The organism is Desulfonatronospira sp. MSAO_Bac3 (assembly GCF_003838035.1).
GTDB lineage: Bacteria > Desulfobacterota > Desulfovibrionia > Desulfovibrionales > Desulfonatronovibrionaceae > Desulfonatronospira > Desulfonatronospira thiodismutans.
Window position 1 is genome coordinate 1 of sequence record NZ_QYZY01000350.1, and the last position, 22,983, is coordinate 22,983.

19 protein-coding genes, 1 tRNA gene, 1 pseudogene and 1 riboswitch are annotated in these 22,983 nt (G+C 53.4%); of the genes and pseudogenes, 11 read left to right on the forward strand and 10 right to left on the reverse strand.

All coding sequences use genetic code 11. The annotated features are described in order from the left end of the window. From D5S03_RS12415 to ftsH, 3 genes and pseudogenes are all read right to left on the reverse strand, one after another. Positions 1 to 292 (reverse strand): annotated as a pseudogene (locus tag D5S03_RS12415) (TIGR00159 family protein); the annotation flags it as partial. Continuing rightward, positions 283 to 1,119 (reverse strand): dihydropteroate synthase, encoded by an 837-nt coding sequence (folP, locus tag D5S03_RS12420; protein WP_287044253.1) that lies wholly within the window; start codon positions 1,117 to 1,119, stop codon positions 283 to 285. The gene folP and the pseudogene D5S03_RS12415, both read right to left, overlap by 10 nt. A gap of 86 nt (positions 1,120 to 1,205) precedes the next feature. After that, complete coding sequence (gene ftsH / locus D5S03_RS12425; protein WP_008868524.1) at positions 1,206 to 3,140, reverse strand: ATP-dependent zinc metalloprotease FtsH; 1,935 nt, start codon at positions 3,138 to 3,140, stop codon at positions 1,206 to 1,208. A gap of 74 nt (positions 3,141 to 3,214) precedes the next feature. Between ftsH and D5S03_RS12430 the strand changes: the two genes are divergently transcribed. Continuing rightward, positions 3,215 to 3,308: transfer RNA gene (locus D5S03_RS12430), tRNA-Sec, on the forward strand. Here the strand turns inward: D5S03_RS12430 and argH are convergent. The 3 genes from argH to argF all read right to left on the reverse strand — a co-directional run bounded on the left by argH (position 3,293) and on the right by argF (position 6,949). After that, positions 3,293 to 4,702 (reverse strand): argininosuccinate lyase, encoded by a 1,410-nt coding sequence (gene argH / locus D5S03_RS12435; protein WP_008868525.1) that lies wholly within the window; start codon positions 4,700 to 4,702, stop codon positions 3,293 to 3,295. The two genes, D5S03_RS12430 and argH, sit on opposite strands and share 16 nt — an antisense overlap. Positions 4,703 to 4,769: 67 nt before the next feature. Then, on the reverse strand, positions 4,770 to 5,969 hold the full coding sequence (locus tag D5S03_RS12440) for an argininosuccinate synthase (protein WP_008868526.1): 1,200 nt from the start codon (positions 5,967 to 5,969) through the stop codon (positions 4,770 to 4,772). Positions 5,970 to 6,049: 80 nt separating this feature from the next. Then, positions 6,050 to 6,949 (reverse strand): ornithine carbamoyltransferase, encoded by a 900-nt coding sequence (gene argF, locus D5S03_RS12445; protein ID WP_008868528.1) that lies wholly within the window; start codon positions 6,947 to 6,949, stop codon positions 6,050 to 6,052. A gap of 471 nt (positions 6,950 to 7,420) precedes the next feature. On the opposite strand from argF, the gene D5S03_RS12450 reads away from it, so the two are divergent. After that, positions 7,421 to 8,065: a class I SAM-dependent methyltransferase gene (locus tag D5S03_RS12450; RefSeq protein ID WP_279614611.1), complete on the forward strand. Its 645-nt coding sequence runs from the start codon at positions 7,421 to 7,423 to the stop codon at positions 8,063 to 8,065. A gap of 164 nt (positions 8,066 to 8,229) precedes the next feature. On the opposite strand, the gene D5S03_RS12455 is transcribed toward D5S03_RS12450, so the two are convergent. From D5S03_RS12455 to D5S03_RS12465, 3 genes are all read right to left on the reverse strand, one after another. Further along, a complete protein-coding gene (locus D5S03_RS12455; protein WP_008868530.1) occupies positions 8,230 to 9,306 on the reverse strand; it encodes a class I fructose-bisphosphate aldolase in 1,077 nt (358 codons plus the stop codon). Between the two features lie 67 nt (positions 9,307 to 9,373). Next, the gene (locus tag D5S03_RS12460) at positions 9,374 to 11,422 is read right to left on the reverse strand and encodes a ribonucleoside triphosphate reductase (protein WP_287044255.1); all 2,049 of its coding nucleotides are present in this window, start codon (positions 11,420 to 11,422) and stop codon (positions 9,374 to 9,376) included. A gap of 13 nt (positions 11,423 to 11,435) precedes the next feature. Beyond that, complete coding sequence (locus tag D5S03_RS12465) at positions 11,436 to 12,074, reverse strand: radical SAM protein (protein WP_008868532.1); 639 nt, start codon at positions 12,072 to 12,074, stop codon at positions 11,436 to 11,438. Between the two features lie 73 nt (positions 12,075 to 12,147). Next, a riboswitch (cobalamin riboswitch) is annotated at positions 12,148 to 12,444 on the reverse strand. A 150-nt stretch (positions 12,445 to 12,594) separates the two neighbouring features. On the opposite strand from D5S03_RS12465, the gene D5S03_RS12470 reads away from it, so the two are divergent. The 7 genes from D5S03_RS12470 to D5S03_RS12500 all read left to right on the forward strand — a co-directional run bounded on the left by D5S03_RS12470 (position 12,595) and on the right by D5S03_RS12500 (position 18,925). Beyond that, positions 12,595 to 13,941: a sigma-54 interaction domain-containing protein gene (locus tag D5S03_RS12470; RefSeq protein WP_287044257.1), complete on the forward strand. Its 1,347-nt coding sequence runs from the start codon at positions 12,595 to 12,597 to the stop codon at positions 13,939 to 13,941. Positions 13,942 to 14,136: 195 nt separating this feature from the next. Further along, positions 14,137 to 14,730 carry a NifB/NifX family molybdenum-iron cluster-binding protein gene (locus tag D5S03_RS12475; RefSeq protein WP_008868534.1) on the forward strand — a complete coding sequence of 198 codons (594 nt, stop codon included), beginning with the start codon at positions 14,137 to 14,139 and terminating at the stop codon, positions 14,728 to 14,730. A 380-nt stretch (positions 14,731 to 15,110) separates the two neighbouring features. After that, on the forward strand, positions 15,111 to 15,491 hold the full coding sequence (locus D5S03_RS12480; RefSeq protein WP_008868535.1) for a CGGC domain-containing protein: 381 nt from the start codon (positions 15,111 to 15,113) through the stop codon (positions 15,489 to 15,491). 17 nt (positions 15,492 to 15,508) lie between these two features. Continuing rightward, complete coding sequence (locus tag D5S03_RS12485; RefSeq protein WP_008868536.1) at positions 15,509 to 15,868, forward strand: NifB/NifX family molybdenum-iron cluster-binding protein; 360 nt, start codon at positions 15,509 to 15,511, stop codon at positions 15,866 to 15,868. 21 nt (positions 15,869 to 15,889) lie between these two features. Further along, complete coding sequence (locus D5S03_RS12490) at positions 15,890 to 16,753, forward strand: P-loop NTPase (RefSeq protein ID WP_287044259.1); 864 nt, start codon at positions 15,890 to 15,892, stop codon at positions 16,751 to 16,753. 5 nt (positions 16,754 to 16,758) lie between these two features. Next, positions 16,759 to 17,652 (forward strand): ATP-binding protein, encoded by an 894-nt coding sequence (locus tag D5S03_RS12495; RefSeq protein ID WP_008868538.1) that lies wholly within the window; start codon positions 16,759 to 16,761, stop codon positions 17,650 to 17,652. After that, positions 17,645 to 18,925, forward strand: coding sequence for an iron-sulfur cluster carrier protein MrpORP (locus D5S03_RS12500; RefSeq protein ID WP_287044261.1), 1,281 nt, complete (start codon positions 17,645 to 17,647; stop codon positions 18,923 to 18,925). The genes D5S03_RS12495 and D5S03_RS12500 overlap by 8 nt, the downstream gene beginning before the upstream one ends. Before the next feature lie 50 nt (positions 18,926 to 18,975). Here the strand turns inward: D5S03_RS12500 and D5S03_RS12505 are convergent, their stop codons facing one another. Continuing rightward, complete coding sequence (locus tag D5S03_RS12505; RefSeq protein ID WP_008868540.1) at positions 18,976 to 19,980, reverse strand: Lcl C-terminal domain-containing protein; 1,005 nt, start codon at positions 19,978 to 19,980, stop codon at positions 18,976 to 18,978. A 591-nt stretch (positions 19,981 to 20,571) separates the two neighbouring features. On the opposite strand from D5S03_RS12505, the gene D5S03_RS12510 reads away from it, so the two are divergent. Together D5S03_RS12510 and D5S03_RS12515 are read left to right on the forward strand one after the other, a co-directional pair. Then, positions 20,572 to 22,194, forward strand: a complete 1,623-nt coding sequence (locus D5S03_RS12510) for an ATP-binding protein (protein WP_287044262.1) — start codon at positions 20,572 to 20,574, stop codon at positions 22,192 to 22,194. A gap of 283 nt (positions 22,195 to 22,477) precedes the next feature. Next, positions 22,478 to 22,729: a ribbon-helix-helix protein, CopG family gene (locus D5S03_RS12515; protein ID WP_008868542.1), complete on the forward strand. Its 252-nt coding sequence runs from the start codon at positions 22,478 to 22,480 to the stop codon at positions 22,727 to 22,729. Positions 22,730 to 22,983: the final 254 nt, after the last annotated feature.

The following is a 22,983-nucleotide window of genomic DNA, read 5'->3' on the forward strand; positions in this document are numbered from 1 at the left end:
ACAGTCTGCCCGCACCCATTTCCGCCAGAGCTTTGCGGATATCGCTCTGAAAAAGGATAATCACCACAAGAAACAGGGAACCCAGAAAATTGGTCAGCATGCCGTGCAGGGTATACAACCCGAACTCATCCGCCACATAATAAACGACCATGAGAATAAGAAGACCGTAAACCACGGAAACTGCCCTGGTACCTTTCAGAAACAGCATTACCCTGTAAGCGATGTAGGCCACCACCGCTATATCCACCAAGTCACGCCAGCCGATCTGAACAACACCCAGGTCTAGGAGCATATATTTTCTACGATTTTCAAAGTGGTTACGCTATCCGAAACATCATGCACCCTGTGTATGCCTACCTGCTTGGCGGCCATGAGTGCCGTCCCCACCTGGGTGGGCATCCCTCTACCTTCAAGCTCCACCTCCAGCAGGCCGCTCCAGAGGGACTTATAGGACAGACCCACATACAGAGGGCGGCCCAGGATGTGAAAGCATTCCATATTTCTCATTATTTCCAGGTTGTGCTCTAAGTTCTTTCCAAAGCCGATCCCGGGGTCAAGGACGATGTGGCTTTCAGGAATCCCGGCCTGCACCAGCCTGGCAAGGTGGGTTTCAAAAAAGGACAGAATTTCCCGGGTTACATCCCGGTACCGCGGATCTGTCTGCATGCTCTCGGGACGGTCCAGGGTATGCATCAACACATAGCCCGGCTTGTATTGCACCAGAACGTCCAGCAGCTGTGGATCAAAACGGCAGGCTGAAATATCGTTTATGATACACGCCCCGGCCTCCAGACACCTGGCAGCGACACTTGCCTTGTAGGTATCAACTGAAATGGTGGCTTCAGGGCGGGCCTTTAAAATTTTCTGCAGGACCGGCATGACCCTGTCCATTTCCGTGTCAGCCTCAACCCGCTCGGAAAAGGGCCTGGTGCTCTCTCCGCCCAGATCCAGGATATGCGCCCCCTGGCTGAGCAGTTCCAGTCCGTGATGCGCAGCAGCCTCCAGTGAATAATGTCTTCCACCATCGTAAAAGGAATCCGGAGTAATATTCACCACACCTGCAATCAAAAAAGGGGCGGGGCCAATCACCCCGCCCCCTCTTACAGACCATCTTACCATGTTTTAGCACCCTGGCTGAATGTAATATGGTTGACAATCAGGCTTCTGCATCCGGAAAATAAAGATTTGCCGGATGAAGAAGCCATTCAAGACTCTATCTTGAAACCTGAATCTTCATCCTGGTCTGCGGCGCTGTCCCTTTCACTGTCACCTTTATCGCCACCGTCGTCGGACTCCTTACTGTCTCCGGACTTGCTTTGATCCTTCTTGAGCTCCTCTTCTATGGGAGGCAGATCCTCGCCCTGCATGAGTTTATCCACTTCCTTACCTGAAATGGTTTCTCTGTCCAGAAGAGCTTCTGAAATGCGGTGCAGGGAGTCCATATTTTCCTTGAGAAGCATCTTGGCCCGGTCATATCCGTCCTGGACTATCCTTTTCACCTCGGCATCGATGAGCTTGGCCGTATCCTCGCTGTATTCCTTGTGCTGGACAAACTCCCGGCCCAGAAAAACCTCGTCTCCCTTGCCCCCGAAGGAAAGCGGCCCCAGGGTCTCGCTCATGCCCCACTCACAGACCATCTTCCTGGCCATCTTCGAGGCCCTCTCAATATCATTGCCCGCGCCGGTGGTCATCTGGTTGAAGACCAGTTCCTCGGCCACCCGTCCTCCCAGAAGAACAGAAAGGTTGTTTTCTAAGTAGGTCTTGGAGTAGTTGTGCCGCTCATCCTCGGGAAGCTGCATGGTCACACCCAGTGCGCGTCCCCTGGGAATAATGGAAACCTTGTGAATGGGGTCGGTCCCGGGCAGAAGCTTGGCCACCAGTGTATGACCGGCCTCATGATATGCCGTGGTCTTCTTCTCTTCATCGCTTAAGATTATGCTCCTTCTTTCCTTGCCCATGAGCACCTTGTCCTTGGCCTCCTCGAAATCCTCCATGCCCACCTGTTCCTTGCTCTTTTTTGCCGCCTGCAAAGCCGCCTCGTTGACTAAGTTTTCCAGGTCGGCCCCGGAAAATCCCGGGGTTCCCCGGGCAATGACTTCCATATCCACTCCGGTAGCCAGCGGAGTTCTGCGGCTGTGCACTTCCAGAATATGCTTACGCCCGGCCAGGTCGGGATTGGGCACCACCACCTGCCTGTCGAAACGCCCGGGTCTTAGAAGCGCTGGATCCAGCACGTCCGGACGGTTGGTGGCGGCGATTAGTATAACCCCTTCGTTGGACTCGAAGCCGTCCATCTCGACCAGAAGCTGGTTCAGAGTCTGTTCGCGCTCGTCGTGTCCACCGCCAAGGCCGGCACCTCTCTGGCGGCCAACGGCATCAATTTCGTCGATAAATATCAGGCAGGGGGCATTTTTCTTGCCCTGCACAAAAAGATCCCGCACCCTGGAGGCTCCCACGCCCACAAACATTTCCACAAAGTCCGAACCGGAAATGGAAAAGAAGGGAACTCCGGCCTCACCGGCCACCGCTCTGGCCAGCAGGGTTTTGCCAGTCCCAGGGGAACCCACCAGGAGCACTCCCTTGGGAATACGCCCGCCCAGGCGGGTGAATTTCTTGGGGTCGCTTAGAAAGTCCACCACCTCGGTGAGTTCGTCCTTGGCCTCGTCCACCCCGGCCACGTCGGAAAAAGTCACCTTGCTGTCTTCCTGGGCCACCAGCTTGGCCTTGGACTTGCCGAAGGACATGGCCTTGCCTCCACCACCCTGCATCTGGCGCATGAAGAAGATCCAGACCGCTATGAGCAGCAGGATGGGAAACCAGGAAATAAACACGGTCATGAGCATGGACCTTTCTTCCTCAGGCTCGGCCTCCACCTGGACGTTGTTTCTTAGAAGCATGTCCACGAAATTGGGATCCTCTGGATGAAAGGATATAAATCTCTGTTCGTCGAAAGTGACCCCGGAGACCTCCTGCCCCTTTATCTTGACCGCCATGACCTCGCCCTGCTCAATTTTGTTCAGAAGCTCGGTATATGTTAACTTTTCCTGTTGTTCCTGGGGCTGGTTGAACATGTTGAAAAGCATGATCAACACAATTGATATGGTCGCCCAGAGCAACAGATTCTTGGAAAAAGTGTTCAATATATTCCCTCCGAAAAAAGGACCAGTTTTTAACCCTTGCCTAATCCCGTAATGATTGTTAGTTATCTGTCTGCGGAAGCGTTACGTCACCGGTGTGGCGCCTGGACTTCAAATCCAGTGGAACGGTTAACCCCGTTCGGTAGGTTCGACTCCTATACGCTTCCGCCATTTTTTCTATCCATCCACCCTTTGATATCCCTTATCTGCTCATCCACCGAATCCGGCCCGGTGCCTCCGGGAGTCACTCTGCGTTTTACAGCCTGCTGATAATCCAGGACATGGTAAACATCGCTGTCAACAATTTCGGAGAAAGAACGGAAAGTATCCAGGTCAATATCTTCAAGTCCCAGGCCCTTTTCTTCTGCAAAGGCCACCAGCCGTCCTGTAATATGATGCGCCTGCCTGAAGGGCATGCCCCTGGCAACCAGGTAATCCGCCAGTTCGGTGGCATTGAGGTAGCCATCTTTTAAGGCCCCAAACATCCTCTCCCGGTCAAATTCCGTTTGCGCAATCATCCCGGCCATGACCCGCAGAGATGAGCTCACACTCCTGTGGGCCTCGATAAAAGGCTCCTTGTCCTCCTGCATGTCGCGATTGTAGGTAAGGGGAAGGGCCTTCATGGTGGTCAGAAGGGCCATGAGGCGGCCATAAACGCCGCCGGTCTTGCCCCGGACAAGCTCAGCCACATCCGGGTTCTTCTTCTGGGGCATTATGGAAGAACCAGTGGAATATGCGTCCGGAAGTATTATAAATCCGAAACCCGGGTTTGACCAGAGGATAATTTCCTCTCCGAGACGGCTTAAATGCATCATTATCATGGAAGCAATAAAAAGCCCCTCCAGCACAAAATCCCTGTCACTGACCGCATCCATGCTGTTTTTAAATACATATTCAAAGCCCACATGTTCGGCCACCTGCTCCGGCTGCAAAGGATAGGTTGTCCCGGCCAGGGCTGCAGCCCCGAGAGGAGAGACTTTTACCCGGGGCAGGGCATCTTCTATTCGCTCGTGGTCTCTCATGAACATCCGGGCATAGGCCAGCAGGTGCTGGGCCAGACATACCGGCTGGGCCGGCTGCAGGTGAGTATAACCCGGAATCAGGGTGTCCCTGTGGGCTTGTGCCTGCCGGGTGAGGGCCTGGATAAGCTCTTTTAAGACCTGCTGCCATTCCTGCAGGGCAGCTGCAGTATAGAGCCTGAAATCCAGGGCCACCTGGTCGTTGCGGCTGCGCCCGGTATGCAGCTTCTGTCCCGGAGCGCCTATGAGGTCTGTCAGGCGCTTTTCAATATTCATGTGCACGTCTTCCAGACCGGGATCCCAGGTGAATTCATCCTGCTCCAGCTCATTTTCAATGCGGTCCAGACCCGAAAGAATCTGTTGCAGCTCATCTTCTGAGATTATCCCGGCATGGGCCAGCATGCGGGCATGGGCCCTGGAACCCTCCAGGTCATGCAGGGCCAGGAAGCGATCAAAATCCAGAGACTGGGTAAAATCTTCCACCAGCGAGGAGGTAGCAGAGGTGAACCTTCCCCCCCAAAGCTTTTGTTTTTCTTGTCCTTTCATTGTCCTGTTTTTACAGCACGCGATATAAGCTGTGCCCTTGCCGGTATTGCAGAATAAGCGGCCCTTTTCATTTCCTGACTTTATTAACGGACATAAGCCTTAAACCCTGCAGGCGGATAAAACCGGCCGCGTCCTGCTGGTTGTACACCTGGTCCGCCTCAAAGGTGGCCAGTTCAGGGTTGTACAGGGACAAGGACGAGCGTCTGCCTAAGGGGTATATTCCGCCCTTGTAGAGCTTGAGGCGAACTTCTCCGGTGACGTTTTCCTGGATTTTGTCCATCATGGCCTGCATGGCCTCCCGCTCCGGAGAAAACCAGAAACCGTTGTATACCAGGCGGGCATAACCCGGAACCATTTCATTGCGTGCGTGCAGGCTTTCCCTGTCCAGGCACAGGCCCTCCAGGTCCCGGTGGGCGGCATAAAGGATCGTCCCCCCGGGAGTTTCGTAGACACCTCTGGACTTCATACCGATAAAACGGTTCTCCACCATATCCAGACGCCCGATGCCATGTCTGCCCCCAAGGGTAATGAGCCTCTTGAAAAGCTGCACCGGGTCCATTTCTGCACCGTTGATGCTCACCGGATTACCTTTTTCAAACCCCAGGGTAATAACCTCGGGCTCATCCGGTGCCTGTTCTGGGGGCACAGCCAGGTGATAGCTTCCCTTTTCGGGTTCCAGCCAGGGGTCTTCCAGTTCCGAGCCCTCAAAGGAAAGGTGCAGGAGATTACGGTCGCAACTGTACATTTTCTCCTGGCTTACAGGCACAGGTATATTGTTTTGTCTGGCGAACTCCAGAAGTTCGGTCCTGGAATGCAGATCCCACTCCCTCCAGGGGGCTATTATACGCAGAGACGGTGCCAGAGCCATGGTGGAGAGTTCGAAGCGCACCTGGTCATTACCTTTTCCCGTGGCCCCGTGGGCCACGGCCTGGGCGCCTTCAGCAAGGGCTATTTCCGCCATGCGCTTGGCGATTAGAGGCCTTGCAATGGAAGTGCCCAGCAGGTATCTGCCCTCGTAAACAGCAGCCGCCCTGAACATGGGCTGGATGAAATCTGTTACAAACTCCTGCTGCAGGTCTTCGATATAGGCCTTGGAGGCACCCGTGGACAACGCCTTCTTTTCCAGACCATCCAGTTCTTCCTCCTGGCCCAGGTCGGCGGTAAAAGCAATTACTTCGCAGTCATACGTCTTCTGGATCCATTTTAGTATAACCGAGGTGTCCAGCCCCCCGGAATAGGCCAGGACTACCTTGTCAATCCCGCTCATGAAATTCCCCGTTGCTTTGTATTTTAAGAATGTAATTTATCCCCGATCTAGAATCCTTCAATCCCAAAATCCCAAAATCCCTACCCATATATCCACTCCAGGATAGCCTTTTGCATATGCAGCCTGTTTTCCGCCTGGTCCCAGACAATGGAGCGCTCCCCTTCCATGACCGCATCTGTAATCTCCTCTCCCCTGTGGGCAGGCAGGCAATGCAGCACCCTGGCCTCGGGATGGGCTGCTTCCAGGATTCTGTCGTCTACGCGAAAACCTGCAAAGGCATCGGCCCGGGATTTCTTTTCTTCTTCCTGGCCCATGGAAGCCCAGACATCGGTATTGATATAATGCGCCTCCCGGACCGCCTCCAGGGGATCATGGGTAAAATTAATATTCGCCCCCAGGTCCTTTGCCTCCTGCAGAATATCCGCCCTGGGCTCAAAACCCCGGGGAACCGCAATGTTCAGCCGGAAAGGAAAATGGACCGCTGCATTTATCCAGGAATGGGACATGTTGTTGCCGTCTCCCACCCAGGCGATATTCAGGGCTTCAAACTCCGGAGTCCGCTCAAAAATGGTCAACAGGTCGCTCATGACCTGACAGGGATGAAAATCGTCAGATAAGGCATTAATAACCGGTACGCTGCCGTGCCTGGCCAGTTCAACCAGCTTGTCCTGGCCGAATGTGCGCACAACCATGCCCTGGGCATACCTGGAGAGCACCCTGGCCGTGTCCCGCAGGGGTTCGCTCCGGCCAAGCTGTGACTCTGCCGGGGTCATGAATACATGATGCCCCCCCAGGTGATTGATGCTCACCTCAAAGGAGACCTTGGTCCGGGTGGAGGCCTTTTCAAATATGAGGATCACTGTCTTGCCTTCCAGCAGGTTGGAACGGAAATCCTCGGCCTTCATCCAGTGAGCTCTTTCTACCAGTTCATGCGCCTCTTCCCGTGTCAGGTCCCGGATGCTTAAAAAATCCTTTTTCATATCCCTATCTTCCTGGAGAATTATATAGCAGGCCTCAAAAAACCAAAAAATCCCGAATCCTCGCCTGAAAAGCACCCTTGAGGGGCGTAAAAAAAGGCATGCAGATACGGGGTAAAAGAGTAACTTTGCCTCATCAGCCCCGAGATGTAAAGATTTAATAGCCTGGAACAGACCCTGACAAGGATAAAAAGTCAGACCCGCTTTGGAAATACTGTTTAAAAAGTCAAAAACAGGCTGCAGCCTCAAAATAATCCCTGCAAGTGACTGGCGCGCGGCACTCTGTCCTGCACCTGACTGGAATTATTCAGTAATTGAGTTGAATTGACTGGCACCGTGAAGCAAGTGCAGGAAAAAGACTTTTTGCAGGTGCATCAGTGAAGCCTGTTTGCCAAGACGGTTTTTTTTTGTTAGATTTTACCGGTCAATTACGTAACCGCCCGGAACATAAGCAAAAGCTATTTTTTCCAAACAATTACGGAGCAAACCATGGTAAACAACCTCTACAACCTCATAATCAGCGACGTCACCAGACTATGCTACAAAAACTGCATGAATTACTATCCAGACAACTCGGTCATTCTGGATGTGGGCATAGGCAACGGGGTGATGCTCAAAAAAAATCACGAACTCATCAAAAAGAAAAACCTGCAAATAACCGGCCTGGACATTAATAAGTACTACCTGGAGCACTGCAGAAAACTCATTAACGCATACGACCTTCAGGACCAGGTCCAGGTCCTGCACCAGTCCGTAACCACGTACGATCCCCCCCATGAGGGATACTTTGACTATGTTTTTTTCGGGATGAGCTTCATGCTCATGGAAGATCAGAAAGCAGTCCTGGACAGGGCCAAAAAGTGGGTCAAGCCCGACGGAGAGGTCATATTCTTTCAGACCATGTTCAAAAACAGGTCCAAATTCATGGAATTCGTCAAACCCAGACTCAAATTTATCACCACGGTTGACTTTGGCAAGGTCACCTATGAAAACGATTTCTATGCTTTGCTCAATGAAGAAAACCTCTCCCCGTGCAAAGACATGCTGCTCAAGAAAAACGTCTTCAAGGGGGAATGCCGCATGATAGTCACCCAGCCCGAACAGAGCGTGGGCAGTTAAAGGCTGAAAACCAGCTAAACAGGGCGCATCCAGCTGCAAGAACATTAGTCTTTATAACTGGCCGGAAAAATATCCACTTCAAAAGGGGACGAAAGGTTATCGCCCCCTTTTTTATTCGTCTCAGTGCAGCCTGATGGCCTGCAAAAAGCCATGTGGCAGGCCCATCAGGCTACAGTTATCTTATCGTCCAGATAGACGTCCTGGATGAGATTTAAGAGTTTTGCCCCTTCATCCATGGGCCTTTGAAAGGCTTTCCGACCGCTGATGAGCCCCATTCCTCCGGCCCGCTTGTTTATAACCGCTGTGCGTACAGCTTCGCCGTAGTCGTTTTTGCCGGAGGCCCCTCCGGAATTAATCAGCCCGGCCCGGCCCATGTAGCAGTTGGCCACCTGGTAACGGGTCAGGTCTATGGGGTGATCCGTGGTCAGGTCACTGTAAATACGTTCATCCAGCTTGCCATAAGAAGAATCCCCGGTATTCAGGGCCTTGTAGCCGCCATTCACCTCAGGCAGCTTCTGCTTGATTATGTCCGCCTGCAGGGTGACTCCCAGGTGATTGGCCTGCCCGGTGAGATCTGCTGCCACGTGATAGTCCACGCCTCCTGTCTTGAAGGCACTGTTTCGCATATAGCACCAAAGAATCGTGGCCATACCCAGCTCATGAGCATAGGCAAAGGCCCTGGCTACTTCCACGATCTGGCGGTCCGAATTGTCCGCCCCGAAATATATGGTCGCCCCCACCGCGGCGGCCCCCATGTCGCTGGCCTGGTCAATGGTTCCGAACATGATCTGATCAAAGGTGTTGGGATAGGTTAGCAGCTCGTTGTGGTTGATCTTGACCACAAAGGGTATTTTGTGGGCATACTTGCGCGCCACCGCCCCCAGCACCCCGAAGGTGGAGACCACGGCGTTGCATCCGCCTTCCATGGCCAGCTTTACAATATTTTCCGGATCAAAATATGCAGGGTTTTTGGCAAAGGATGCCCCGCCGGAATGTTCCACCCCCTGATCCACGGGCAGGATGGACATATATCCTGTGCCACCCAGACGCCCATGGCTGAAAAGGCGCTCCAGGTTAACCAGCACCCGGTTATTCCTGTCGGAGAGGGCATACACTTTATCCACAAAGTCCACCCCGGGCAGGCAGAGCTGATCCCTGGCAATGGTCCGGCATTGATGGTTCAGCAGAAATTCCGCTTCGTCTCCCAGCATCTCGGTTAATTCACTATGATTATGGGCCATAACAGTTCCTCCTGAGGAATATGTAACAGTTTAAAATTTTGCAGCCACCCGGCTTTAACAGCCAAGACTAAACCGCCTCTACCTGGTAAACCTCCCTGTCCTGGTACTCGGACTGTTTGCCCCTGTTCCACAGCTTTACCGGGCGGTAATAGCCCACTACCCTGGTATAGACTTCTGCTTCCCGGCTGCAGTGCGGGCACAGCTCATGCTCGCCCGGGAGGTATCCGTGGTCTTTGCATACTGAAAAAGTCGGGGTGATGGATATGTATGGAACTTTAGTCATGGTCATGGCCTTGACAATGAAATTTTTCAGGGCATCCAGATCTGAGACCGCCTCCCCCAGAAAGGTATGAAAAACTGTGCCCCCGGTATAAAGGGGCTGCAGGCCGTCCTGGTGCTCCAAAGCCCTGAATACGTCCCGGGTGGCTCCCACCGGCAGGGTTGTGGAGTTGGTATAGTACGGTGTGCCGTTGCCCGAGGCGTAAATCTGTCCGTACAATGTCTTGTCGGTCTTGGCCAGACGGTAGCTGGTACCCTCGGCCGGAGTGGCCTCCAGATTGTACAGATTTCCGGTTTTTTCCTGATAATCCCTGGTCAGGTCCCGAAGGTGATTGAGCACTCTCTGCATCAGCCTGGTGCCGGCATCACTTTCTATACCCTTGCCCAAAAGATTGATGCAGGCCTCGTGTCCGCCGATAAGGCCGATGGTGCTGAAGTGGTTGGTCAGGCCGTTTTTAAGGTACCTTCTGGAAAAAGGAAAAAGACCTCGCTCCATATTATCCTGGATGAGCTTTCTTTTGAATTCTAAGGAATCTCGGGCCAGCCCGGCATATTCAGTAATGATGTCCAGGAAGTCCTCCTCCCCCTGGGCCAGAAAGGCCAGCTTGGGCAGGTTCAGGGTGACCACCCCTATGGATCCGGTAAGATCCCCGGCCCCGAAAAGCCCGCCGGTGCGTTTTTTTAACTCGCGCAGGTCCATCTGCAGACGGCAGCACATGGAGCGCACATCTTCCGGGCTTAGATCGGAATTTATAAAGTTTTGAAAATAGGGAGCCCCGTACTTGGCTGTTAGCTCCAGAAGAAGCCTGCCCACACTGCTGTCCCAGGGAAAATCGGAAGTGACATTGTACGTGGGTATGGGAAAAGAAAAAATGCGGTCGTGATAATCACCTTCAAGCATGACCTCCAGAAAGGCCCGGTTGATCATTTCCATTTCCGGCTCAAAGTCCCCGTAGGCATCATCGGTTATCCTGCCCCCGATGATGGCTCCTTCTCCTGCAATGTGCTTTGGCGGGACCAGGTCAAAGGTCAGGTTGGTAAAAGGACTCTGACCGCCCCACCTGGATGTGGTATTCAGGTTGAAAACAAATTTCTGCATGGCCTGTTTTACCTCGTGGTAATTCAGGCCGTCATGACGGATAAAGGGGGCCAGATAGGTATCCACGTTATTGAAGGCCTGGGCCCCGGCCCATTCGTTCTGCAGAGTCCCCAGAAAATTTACCATCTGCCCCAGTGCGGAATCAAAATGCTTGGCCGGCCCTGAGGAGCACTTGCCCTCTAAGTTGAAGCCCTCCAGCAAGAGATCGCGCAGGCTCCATCCTGCGCAGTACCCGGCCAGTCCAAAGGACAGGTCGTGGATGTGAAAATAGGCATGCTCATGGGCCATGCGCACTTCTTCCGGATACTTTTCCAGGGCGTAGCGGGCCTGGACCGAACCTGAGAGATGCAGCATGAGTCCCTGGAAAGAATGGGTCATATTGGCGTTTTCATTGACCCTCCAGTCGGACTTGTACACGTAGGAATCAATGATCTCCCCGATATTCAGATAGGCCTGATCCTGGCAGCGCAGTTCCCTTCTCTTCTCGCGGTAGATGATGTACTTCTTGGCCGCGTCATAAAGCCTGGACTCCATAAGCACCATTTCCACCATGTCCTGGACGGTCTCCTGCTCCGGAATATCCTCGTGCAGCTTGCCCTCCACCTTGCGGGCCAGCCTGGAAGCCAGCAAAGGGTCCTTGATTCCGCTGGCCTTGAGGGCCTTTAAAATGGCATGGGCAATCCGGTCCGTGGACCAGGATTCCATACAACCGTCTCTTTTCTTGATCTGTTTGGGCATATTAGTGTCCTTTTTACTGGTTTGCTGTTATTCTGGACGGCCGGTAATCCTGAACTTTGAGCTCGAACCCGGGCGGCAGCCAGGCTTTTACGTTTTCAATGTCCGGATCACTTAAACCAGGCACCCGGGTGATCCTGAACATGAACCTCTCCGGGCTATCTGCAGCAAGCTCCAGAATCTGCCCCAGACAATCCCTGGCCTGCCCGGGAGCGGCCCGATCACCGGTAAGCCCCGGATACATATGCCACGGCCCCTTGATATCCACTGCTATCATTTTTATTGAGCTATGCTCAAGAGCTAGTTTTACACAATCCGGGCTGAGTCCGTTGGTGTCCAGTTTAATGGGAATGTTCAGGCTGGACAGATCATGCAGCAAAGAATCAAAACCTGGCAGAATGGTGACTTCACCGCCGGTCAGCACCAGCCCTTCCAGCCAGTTGCGGTTGCGCTGCACCTGCTCCAGCACTCCCAGGCAGTCCAGGACCGGAAAACTTTCCGGGTGCCAGGCAAAAGAAGCATTGTGGCAGGTGGGACAGCGCAGATTGCAGCCCCCGAAAAAAAGAACCGCGCTTATCCGTCCCGGCCAGTCGCAGAGGCTGAAGGGCTCATATCCCTTGAGCATGTCCCAGGCACTATAGTCTAAATCCTGCATGATATATTGCTCCGCCGGATAAAAGCACCGGAGCCCGTGGATCTTTACCCGCTGTCCTCGCAGGGGAAAAAGTTGATGGATAAGACTTCAGGCAGGTCTTCTGGCTCGCCCCTTCCTTTGTCGGCCTTCCCAACCCCGCACTTACTTTTTTCAAAAAAGTAGCACTACAGCGAAACTTATAAAATTTTATAACCTGCCTCACGGAGGTCAAAAAATAAGTTTCTCTTACTTTTTTGAAAAAAGTAAGTGCGGGGTTAGTGACCCAGATACGACAAAAAGATTTACAGGGCTCACAGCGGCGGGACCGCCCCGGACTTGCACCGGAGTTCCCTTTTAAGGCCTGACGGCCGCCTGAAGCAGACTGTAAAGAATTTCAGAGTATTATTATCAAATAAGAACCGACACAATAACACCGGTGCCCAGGGAGTTCAACAGTAAAAATCAGCAAAACAATAAAGACTTACTTTCAAGCTGCCTGCAAAGACTTGCCCCATCCCCTGAATTCGTTATATCAGAACATATGAGCGGCAAAACAACAAAAGATGAACCCTGGGAAGGCTTTACCAAGGCCATACTTGAAAGCATATCCGACGGCGTCTTTACAGTAAACCGGGAGTGGATGATCACCTCCTTCAACCGGGCCGCGGAGCAGATTACCGGCATTTCCAGAGACCAGGCCCTGGGCCGGCCCTGCTGGGAAGTGCTCAGATCCAGCATGTGCCAGTCCCAGTGCGCTCTGGGATATACCCTTGAGTCAGGAAAACCAGTCATCGGCAAAGCCTGCTATATCATAGACTCCCAGGGTGGACGCATCCCCATAAGCGTATCCACTGCCATGCTTCGCAACTCCAGGGGCGAACTGGTGGGAGGAGCCGAGACCTTTCGCGACCTGAGCGAAGTGGAGAGATTACGTCTGGAACTCAAGGGTGGTCTGTCCACCGGCAATCTCGTAAGCCACAGCCCGGCCATGCAGAAGGTACTGCAGATCATCCCGGCGGTGGCCGCAAGCTCCAGCACGGTGCTCATCCTGGGGGAGACCGGCACTGGAAAAGAACTGGCAGCAAAAACCATTCATTCCTTAGGGTCCAAAAAGGACGCTCCTTTTGTGCCCGTAAACTGCGGTGCACTGCCTGACACCCTTCTGGAGTCCGAGCTCTTCGGATACAAGGCCGGAGCTTTTACTGGTGCAGAACGGGACAGGCCCGGCCGCTTCGCCCAGGCCGGAAACGGGACCCTGTTTCTGGACGAAATCGGAGAGGTCAGCCAGGCTCTCCAGATCCGCCTGCTGCGAGTACTCCAGGAAAAGGCCTATGACCCCCTTGGCTCCTCCAGACCGGAAAAAACCAACGCTAGGATCATAACCGCCACCAACAGGGACCTGGAAGAAATGGTGCGGCAGAAACTCTTCCGCCAGGACCTGTACTACCGCATAAATATCGTGCGTATAGAACTGCCTCCCTTGAGACACAGAAAAGAAGATATCCCCCACCTGGCCCAGCATTTTGTAGACAGGTTCAACCGCCTCCAGAGAAAAGAGGTCCAGGGCCTTACACCCGAGGCCGTTTCTCTTTGCATGGCATACGACTGGCCGGGAAATATACGGGAACTGGAAAACATCATCGAAAGGGCCTTTGTGCTGTGTTCCCGGGGCAAAATCGGCATTGAACACCTGCCCGCGGAACTGACACTCAAGGATACTGAAATACCTGCGGACTTTCAGACCACAAAACACATCCTGGAGGCCAGGAGTATTGAAAAGGCCCTGGAACAGACCGGCAACAACAAAACCAGAGCCGCCAGGCTTCTGGGCATGCACAAGAGCACCCTGCACCGCAAGCTGAAAAAACTGAACATCCACACTCCATGACCTTCTCCCGCACACCCTGGAAACCACACCTACAGTAGCAAAAAAGCTACTATGATACCGCCCGACAGGCGCACTGATGCGACCATACATTTTGCAGATCAACCTGCCTTTATTTAAAAAACAAATTTATTTCAATATGTTAAATAGCTCAGCACCATAAAATCCAGTCGGCATATTAAATGCAACTCCCTGGACATGAAAGCGGCTGTAAGCACATGGCAGGACCGGGTGGCCCCGGTTTTTGATGTTTCCAACACTATTGTGGTGGTGGATATTGAATCCGGCGCAGTCAGCAACAGATGGTCTGAATACCTGGACGAAAACGACTCTTCAGCCAAAATACTCAGACTGGCCGGGCTGAAAATAGACATGCTGGTTTGCGGAGCCATCTCTAAGTCCCTTTGCCATCTTATCGCCGCCAGCGGAATTACAGTTGTGCCTTTTGTATCCGGGCGGGTTAACGAAGTCATACAGGCACTGATGGATGACAGACTGAATGAGGAACGCTTTGACATGCCCGGGCGGCGCAAATGCTTTTTCAATCCTGAAAAATGTTCTTTCAAAAAAAAGGAGGCCCATATGCCGGGCAGAGGAAAATCAGGTCAAGGTGCAGGACAGCCTGGTGGATGTGCCGGAAAAACCGGTCCAGGCCGTGGACAGGGCGGAGGCATGAACACCAGCGGATTTTGTGCCTGCCCTCAATGCGGACACAAGGTGGAACACGTAAAGGGCCACCCCTGCTATGAACAGACATGCCCCAGTTGCGGGGCGGCCATGAGCAGGGGGTAATTTTTGGTCTACCAGAAAAGGAGGTGTGCAAGATGCCGGGACTTAATGGAACAGGACCCATGGGACATGGTCCGGGAACAGGAAAAGGACTGGGGCGTTGCCGGGGCAGAATAAGAGCAGACGTTGCCGGAGAATCCCCTGCCCCTGAAAAGCCAGCTGTGACCACATTAGCTCAAGACGGACAAAGGCTTTGCTTGAGAGGCGGACAGAGAACCGGAAGATGCCGGGGCCGGGGCCGGGGACAGGGTAGATGCCCAGGAAGTTTTGAAAGATAAAAAAAACAGCAAAGAGCCGTTGCCGGGTATTTCAGGGGAAAACCTGCCAAACTGCCCGGCACTGGATTGCCTGACTGAAGCACAAACAACCAGGAGGAAGCCGGTATGAAAAAAATAGCTCTTATCGCCTGCAGCATGATCAGAGGCAGCAACCTGTGCCCTGGAGATGCCAAATGTTTCGTGGCCCTGGGCAGGAAAGAGGGCGAGTTCAAAAGATATGAAAACCAGGACGTTTCCCTGGTGGGCATTGTTGACTGCGGGGGATGCGAAGGCAACAAAAACCGTGTGGTCTGCAGCATGGCCCTTTTGAACATGCACCTCAAGGCCCTGAATGAAAAAGTGGACACAATCCACGTCAGTACCTGCATCATGAAATACTGCAAAAGAAAGGATGATCTAATAGAAGCCATCAGGCAAAAGGCCGGGGTGGAAGTGGTGGAAGGCACCCACGACTATATCCCTCCCTCCATATTCGAGCAAAGCTGAAAAACAAGGAAAAACTGATGATTATTGCTGTATCCTCACAGGGACAGGAGTTGAAATCCCCGCTTGATCCACGTTTCGGCAGGGCTGCTCATTTTATTTTATACGACACAGAAAACGATAGCTTTGCAATCCTGAACAATGAGCCCAGTCTAAACGCTGCCCAGGGAGCGGGCATCCAGGCCGCTCAGGCCGTATCCCGGGGCAAAGCCGAAGCGGTAATCACCGGGCATTGCGGACCCAAGGCCTTTTCCGCCCTCCAGGCAGGAGGCATAGCGGTTTATCTGTGCAAAGAAAATACCGTTGAAGAGGCCATCCAGGCTTACAAGAAGGGTCGCCTGGAACAGGCTGAAGAAGCTGACAGGTCCGGACACTGGTAAAAAGCGGGAGGCAATGATCTGATGCGCCTGGCCATAATCAGCGGAAAAGGAGGTACAGGGAAGACCACCGTGGCGGTGAATCTGGCCCTTTACCTGCAAAAGGAAGGGCAAAAGGTCTGCCTTGCCGACTGCGATGTGGAAGAACCCAATGCCCATTTCTTCCTGGATGCTGCCTGGTCCCGGGAGAACAGACAGACCGTTGCGGTCCCTGAAATAGACAACACAAAATGTCTGGGAGAATCGTGTCTGCAATGTGTCAACGAATGCCGCTTCAATTCCCTCATCTGGATAGCGGACAAGGTCATGGTCTTCCCGGAACTCTGCCACGCCTGCGGTCTCTGCTTTTTTTTATGCCCTGTGCAGGCCGTAGATGAAAGCACCAGGGAAATAGGTCTGGTGCGCCACGGCAAAGGCCGCGGCGTGGAGGTCTGCGGCGGCTTGCTGCGCATCGGGGAAGCCATGGCGCCCCCGCTTATCAGGCGTGTACTAAAAAGCACTCCAGGCCAGGGGATTGTCATTGCAGACGCACCCCCGGGAACTTCATGCCCGGTAATGGAAACCCTTCGCGACGTAGATTATGTCATCCTGGTGGGAGAACCCACCCCTTTCGGGCTGCACGACTTCAAAATCGCAGTGGAGCTTGTACGCAAGCTGGGCCTTGCATTGGGCACAGTGATCAACAGGGACGGCATGGGAGATGATCAAATGGAAAAATATATACGGCATGAAAGGCTCCCGCTACTGGCCAGACTCCCCTACAGCAGACAGGCTGCAGCGGCCTGCTCCAGGGCAGAGCCCCTTCTGGAGGCCATGCCTGAATTCAAAGAAATATACAGGAATATGTGGGAAAACTTGCAAAAAGAAATGCAGGCCGGGGGCAAATAAGCATCATGCAGGAAATCGTAGTCATAAGCGGCAAGGGCGGCACCGGAAAAACCAGCCTGGTGTCCGGGCTGGCAGCAACAGGTACCCGGCAGGTACTTGGGGACTGTGACGTGGATGCAAGCGATCTGCATCTGATTATGGCCCCGGAAATACTTGAGGCCCACGAGTTCATCAACGGACAGCAGGCTCAAATAGTCCCGGACCTGTGCACAGGTTGCGGTCTGTGCCGCGCATACTGCCGATTTCAGGCCATTTCGGAAGATTACCGGGTCATGCAGGAACATTGTGAGGGATGCGCCCTTTGTCTCCACGTCTGCCCTGAATCCGCGGTAAGCATGCATGACAGGCATTGCGGCCAGTGGTTCAGTTCCAGCACGAGATTCGGCCCCATGATCCATGCCAGCCTGGGCATTGGACAGGAAAACTCCGGCAAACTGGTATCCATTGTCCGAAAAAAGTCGCACCAGACGGCACAGGAAGAAGCCGCGGAAAACGTGCTTGGCGATGGCGCTCCCGGGGTGGGCTGCCCGGTGATAGCGTCCCTGACCAATGCGGACATGGCCCTGCTGGTTACTGAGCCCACCAGAAGCGCCTTTGCTGATTTGCGCCGGGTGTTCGACCTTACCAGACATTTCAAAATCCCCTGTCTGGCAGTAATCAACAAGGCTGACCTCAACCCGGACATTACCGTGGAAATTGAAAGATTCTGCCTGGAATACGGCCTGGGCGTCCCTGTAAAGCTACCCTATGATCAGGATTTCACCAGAGCCCAGATTCAGGGCCAGAGCATTGTGGAGTACCATCCTGAAAAATGGACCCGGCCCATGCAGGACATCTGGAAATCGGCAGCAAAAATTTTAAAGCATAAAAACAACCCAGGGAGAAACAAAAATGAGTGATAAGGCATGCGGCAGCTGCAGCACTGCATCAGACTGTCAGAGCAGGTCAAAGGAACAGGAAAAGGACCGGAAGCTTGCCCACAGCCTCAGCCGGATAAAACACAAGGTGGTGGTCCTGTCCGGCAAAGGGGGAGTGGGCAAAAGCAGCGTAGCTGCCAATGTGGCAGCAGAACTTTCCCTGTCCGGCTGCAGGGTTGGCCTTGTGGACGTGGATGTTCACGGCCCGAGCATTCCCAGACTTTTCGGCCTGGAAGACTCCCGTCCGGTAACCAGGGACCAAAAACTTGTCCCGGCAATGTGGAACGGTCAACTTTTGGTCATGTCCCTGGGCTTTCTGCTGCAAAGCAAGGAAGATTCGGTCATCTGGAGAGGTCCGGTAAAGATGGGGCTGATCAGGCAATTCTTAGAAGACGTGGACTGGGGAGACCTGGATTACCTCATTGTTGACTGCCCCCCGGGCACCGGGGACGAGCCCCTGTCCGTGGTTCAGCTTCTTGGTCACGAGGCCCACGCCCTGATAGTCACCAGCCCCCAGGACGTGGCTGTTGACGATGTACGCCGTTCAGTGAATTTCTGCCGCCACACCGGCAACCAGGTCCTGGGCATAGTGGAAAACATGAGCGGTTTTGTCTGCCCCAGATGCGGGGAAGAAGCTCACATTTTTTCCAGTGGAGGAGGCCAGAAGCTGGCTCAGGAGATGCAGGTGCCCTTTCTGGGCGGCATCCCTTTGGATCCGGACATGGTCAAGGCTGCCGATGAAGGCATGCCCTTTATTGCCAGGCAGGCCGAAAGTCCGGCCCTGTCCGCCCTGCAAAAAATCCTGGAACCCATAAAACAACTGCAGGGACAAAAAGATTTTTTCCAGGACCAACTGTCCAACCTACAGGCATCACCTCCAAACACACCGGATTCAGTCAGGCCTCAAAACGGGGCCGTAAAAATTGCCATCCCCCTGGCCCAGGGCAGACTGTGCCAGCACTTCGGTCATTGCGAACTTTTCGCCCTGTTTAGCGTAAATACCGAAGATAAAACCATCCTGCACCAGGAGCAGCTCACCCCGCCGCCCCACGAACCCGGGGTTCTGCCCAATTGGCTGGCCGAGAAGGAAGCAGGCCTGGTAATTGCCGGGGGGATGGGCTCAAGAGCCCAGGATCTGCTCAGGGAAAAAGGAATCAGGATTATCACCGGTGCACCGGAAGGTACTGCTGAAGAAATCGTCAAATCCTGGCTGGATGGAAACCTGGTCACCGGTCAAAACGCCTGCGATCATTAAAAATAAAACCTGCGCCTGCGGCATTTCTGCAGGCGCAGACCCTGAAAACCCTACCCCCTGTCCAGGCTGCGCACCGGCCAGACATAAAACCCGGAGTCAGGCTTGAAGCCCACCCCCACAGCCCCTTTCTTCAGGTATAAGGCGTAAGCCCAGTCCGGCTCAAAAAAACTGGTGGTTGAAGACCAGTACCCGTCCAGCAGATCCGTAAACGGATGTTCCTCAGGCAGGGCCGGTGAATGGGCGGAGGCATCCACCAGGGATTCCAGTTCGTTGATATTGGGCAGCCGCCACTCACTGTCCCCTTTTAATTGTTGTACAGTATCCAGAGCCTGTTGCCAGCTTACGGCCCTGCCTGCAGATTCTCCCGGATCAAGCCAGATCAATCCCGTCAGGTGATCCGTTATCTCCCGGCCCTGCCTGCTGAAGCGCGGCACAGGCCAGGGCTGCCCGGCTGATATATCCGGGTCCTGCCCGGTCCCGGCGCATTCTATCACCTCTCCCCGGGTGTTAAAGCACTCTGTCTGCCCGGTGCAGGGAATGTGCCGGGAGTTGCCCCGCACCGGCCAGGCCAGGTAGCGCTGCTCTTTGCCACCGTAAAACATCCTTGCCCCTTCCAGATGCACATACCAGGCATATGCCGGGGCCAGGGCCGAAGAGGTGGAAGTCCAGTACCACCCCAGGAATACATCAGTAAAAGGATGGCCTGCCGGAAGGGCCGGCTTTCTTTGTCCGTGGGAAATAACGGAACGTATCTCTCTTCTGTTGGGTAGTCTCCAGTCATTGTATCCGTCAAAGCCCTCCCTGTTCATCTCCTTTACTTCATCCAGGGCCTGCTGCCAGGTCAGGGGAAAATCAAAAAAATTGGCCTTGAGGGTCCATTCAAGGTTGGTCAGTTCATCGCGTACACGGTTCTTGCTTAATGAAACAAACCTGGAAGATGGCCACGCAACCCCGAGTCTAAAGGCCGCGTCCTGTCCGGTGCCATGGCAGGGTATTTCCCTGCCGTAAACATCATAACATTTTCCCAGGCCGGTCCGAATTATATTCAAAGTCATTTATTCTCCTGTACTTTATGAAGTCTGAACCATGCCTTACGCGATACGCCACTATTTTATTATATCTGCCAAATACGGCGGTTGGCAAGCTCTCAACAGACAGACAATCAATGTGTCCCGCTGACAATCTTCCAAAGCGCAGGCCCCGGGAAACCCAAGGAAAAGCCGGCATCACTTCCTTTAAATGTAACCCTTCAAGGAGGAGGTATGCCAATTTGCCTGTCTGCCAGGCGGGTAAAGCCTTGCTGGGAATCTTTATTCTTCAAAACCGTGTGTGCGGAGCACCCGTGTGTAGCCTGAAGGCTTCCCGTGCCTAAGAAGATTTTTTTGGCACGGGCAACTTCGTTGCTCACGGTTGGGGAGTAACGCCTGAAGTCTATTCTCGGTGGCGATTGCTGGCACCCCCTGAACGGTTACCTTTAAATTTGTGCTTTACCCTGAAGCAGCATGAGCCTATACATATAACAATCTTTTCAAACGACTTTCAAGATGAAGGCTTATTTCATATCCATGGAACACACCAGCAATAACCAGAACTCTGCTGTGAAGCAGCAACCCCGGCTCAGCAGACTGAACCCCGCCAACTGGAGCTTGCAGAACAAGTTTATGCTGGGCTCGGCTGTAATCATGCTCATGTGCTGCCTCGTGGCGGCCATTGCCATTTATTACCATCAAAAAAAGGAACTCGAGGCCCAGGCCCTGGCCAGGTCCGAACTGGTCATGGCCGGGGTGGAAGCCAGCAGGAAGTATGTCCGTGAAGAACTGCGGCCCAGAATGTATGAACTCATGGGGGAGGATCATTTCGTACGCGAGGCCATGTCCACCTCCTACGTGGGCCGTGCGGTTATGGACAGATTCGCCCCGGAACTGCCGGGGGTGCGCTACCGCAGGGTGGCCTTGAATGCCCGCAACCCCGAGTACGAAGCCAATATTATTGAACAGGACATGATCGACTATTTCCGTAAAAACCCTGAGGCAGAAGAGTGGCAGGGCATTGTTGATCATGACGGATACGCCCATTTTCAGCGTTTCAAGCCGGTTGTATTTGAGAGCGAATGTCTGCATTGCCATGGTCGGCCTGAGGATGCTCCCAGAGAACTACTGGAAATGTACGGCTCAGAACATGGCTTCGGTCGGAGTCCAGGGGAGATTGCCGGTGTAGTTTCCATTGACATGCCGGTGCAGGAAGCCCTTTCCCAGGTAAAGGAGAGGGCGGTTTCAGTTTTTGTGGTGGTCTTTGTAGCCCTGTCCCTGATATTTGCAGCCATGGGGATACTTTTCAACCGCATAGTGATAACCAGCCTGCGTGGTCTGCTGAAGGACTTTCAGGAAGCAACAGGAACCCAGCCCGGAGATCACGGCCGGGACGAACTGGGCAGGCTGGGTGCCGGATTTGACAGCATAATGCAGGAACTTCACGATTCCCGGTCCAAACTGCAGAACTGGAACAGGACCCTGGAGGAGGAGATCGCCAGGGTCAGACAGGACCTGGAAAACACCCAGGAACGCCTGGTGCACAATGAAAAACTGGCTGCCCTGGGCAGGCTTACCGCCAACATCACCCACGCCATCCGCAATCCCCTGACCGCCATGGGCGGATTTGCCAGGCGGCTGGAAAAGACCGCCCAGAAGGACAAAGAACGTGAGTACGCCGGAATTATACTAAAGGAAATGCGCCGTCTGGAAGAGATCCTGAACGATATAGTGGTCTTTTCCCAGGACAGGTGCTGCACGGACTTTGAACTGCACAATCCCCGGGAGGTCCTCCAGGAATATCTGGAAGAACACCGGGACCAGATCACCGGACAACATATTGAAGTCCTTTTTGATATTGCACCAGACCTGCCCCGGATTCTCATGGACCGGAAAAAAATCCATCTGATCCTGGACAACCTCATCAGCAATTCCATGCACGCCATGCCTCAGGGAGGTCAAATCCACATCACCGCCGGCAGCTCCAGGGCACAAAATGGTCAGGACCTGGTGAAAATAAGCCTGACCGATACCGGCCCCGGCCTGCCTGAGCAGGTCCTGGCAGTACTCTTTGAGCCCTTCACCACCACCAAGGACCACTCTCTGGGCACCGGCCTGGGCCTGCCCCTGTGCAAAAAAATCATGGAGGAACATGATGGTTGGATAGAAGGCGAAAACCTCCCGGACAAAGGCGCGGCCTTTTATCTATATTTTCCATTGCCCCCGGAAAACCAGGCCTGAGCATATACCAGAAAAGCTGGCTTTGCAGAGGTATATCTGCAATTTTCCCTTGTGTTTTGCACAATCCTTTTTCTGTGCTTACGCCGATAATCGGCATCAAGTCACAAGCAAAAAAGCTGGAACAGTTCCAGTGCCAAACGCTGCACCCCCGCCATAACTCAAGATTTCCTTTTTTATGACAGGGTTTCAATGGTAAGTCTGATAGCGCCTTGACATACTCCAACCCCTGCAATACAACACGTATTGCAGAATAGACATTTCGCCAGCGGGAGGGATTAATACCATGACGTTAAGCGTTCGGCTGGACGAAAACACCAGGCACAAACTGCAAAAGACAGCTGAAGCTCTGCGTGTTACCAGGACCGAAGTAGTTCGCAGGTCGCTTCAAGAATACTGTGAAAGAACTCTCAAAGAAATCGAGCAAAGCCCCTACGAACTGATCAAAGATCTGGCCGGATCTGCAGCCAGCGGGCAAGGCGATCTTTCTACCCGGGGAGAGGAAATTATGCGCAGGCGCTTTGGGAGAAACCAATGATTCTGATGGATACTGGACCGCTGGTGGCCTTTTTTGATCGTTCCGATGCCTGTCACCACAACTGCCTGGACATTCTAAAAGAGGTTAAGGGCCCCCTGATTTCTGTCTGGCCGGTTCTTACAGAAGCCTTTTTTTATTCCTGTCTTGACATATTCGCGATCAAAATAAGATATAACTCCACTATGCTTTGACAACTTGACCTTGTTTTGTGTTATAAGAACCTGCAATGCATAAAACATAGCATAATAGGATCT

Coding starts and splice junctions, on each gene's coding strand:
- folP (WP_287044253.1), bottom strand. CDS start 1,119: ATGGTAAGATGGTCTGTAAGAGGGGGCGGGGTGATTGGCCCCGCCCCT.
- argH (WP_008868525.1), bottom strand. CDS start 4,702: ATGAAAGGACAAGAAAAACAAAAGCTTTGGGGGGGAAGGTTCACCTCT.
- D5S03_RS12440 (WP_008868526.1), bottom strand. CDS start 5,969: ATGAGCGGGATTGACAAGGTAGTCCTGGCCTATTCCGGGGGGCTGGAC.
- argF (WP_008868528.1), bottom strand. CDS start 6,949: ATGAAAAAGGATTTTTTAAGCATCCGGGACCTGACACGGGAAGAGGCG.
- D5S03_RS12455 (WP_008868530.1), bottom strand. CDS start 9,306: ATGGCCCATAATCATAGTGAATTAACCGAGATGCTGGGAGACGAAGCG.
- D5S03_RS12460 (WP_287044255.1), bottom strand. CDS start 11,422: ATGCCCAAACAGATCAAGAAAAGAGACGGTTGTATGGAATCCTGGTCC.
- D5S03_RS12465 (WP_008868532.1), bottom strand. CDS start 12,074: ATGCAGGATTTAGACTATAGTGCCTGGGACATGCTCAAGGGATATGAG.
- D5S03_RS12470 (WP_287044257.1), top strand. CDS start 12,595: ATGAGCGGCAAAACAACAAAAGATGAACCCTGGGAAGGCTTTACCAAG.
- D5S03_RS12475 (WP_008868534.1), top strand. CDS start 14,137: ATGAAAGCGGCTGTAAGCACATGGCAGGACCGGGTGGCCCCGGTTTTT.
- D5S03_RS12480 (WP_008868535.1), top strand. CDS start 15,111: ATGAAAAAAATAGCTCTTATCGCCTGCAGCATGATCAGAGGCAGCAAC.
- D5S03_RS12485 (WP_008868536.1), top strand. CDS start 15,509: ATGATTATTGCTGTATCCTCACAGGGACAGGAGTTGAAATCCCCGCTT.
- D5S03_RS12490 (WP_287044259.1), top strand. CDS start 15,890: ATGCGCCTGGCCATAATCAGCGGAAAAGGAGGTACAGGGAAGACCACC.
- D5S03_RS12495 (WP_008868538.1), top strand. CDS start 16,759: ATGCAGGAAATCGTAGTCATAAGCGGCAAGGGCGGCACCGGAAAAACC.
- D5S03_RS12500 (WP_287044261.1), top strand. CDS start 17,645: ATGAGTGATAAGGCATGCGGCAGCTGCAGCACTGCATCAGACTGTCAG.
- D5S03_RS12505 (WP_008868540.1), bottom strand. CDS start 19,980: ATGACTTTGAATATAATTCGGACCGGCCTGGGAAAATGTTATGATGTT.
- D5S03_RS12515 (WP_008868542.1), top strand. CDS start 22,478: ATGACGTTAAGCGTTCGGCTGGACGAAAACACCAGGCACAAACTGCAA.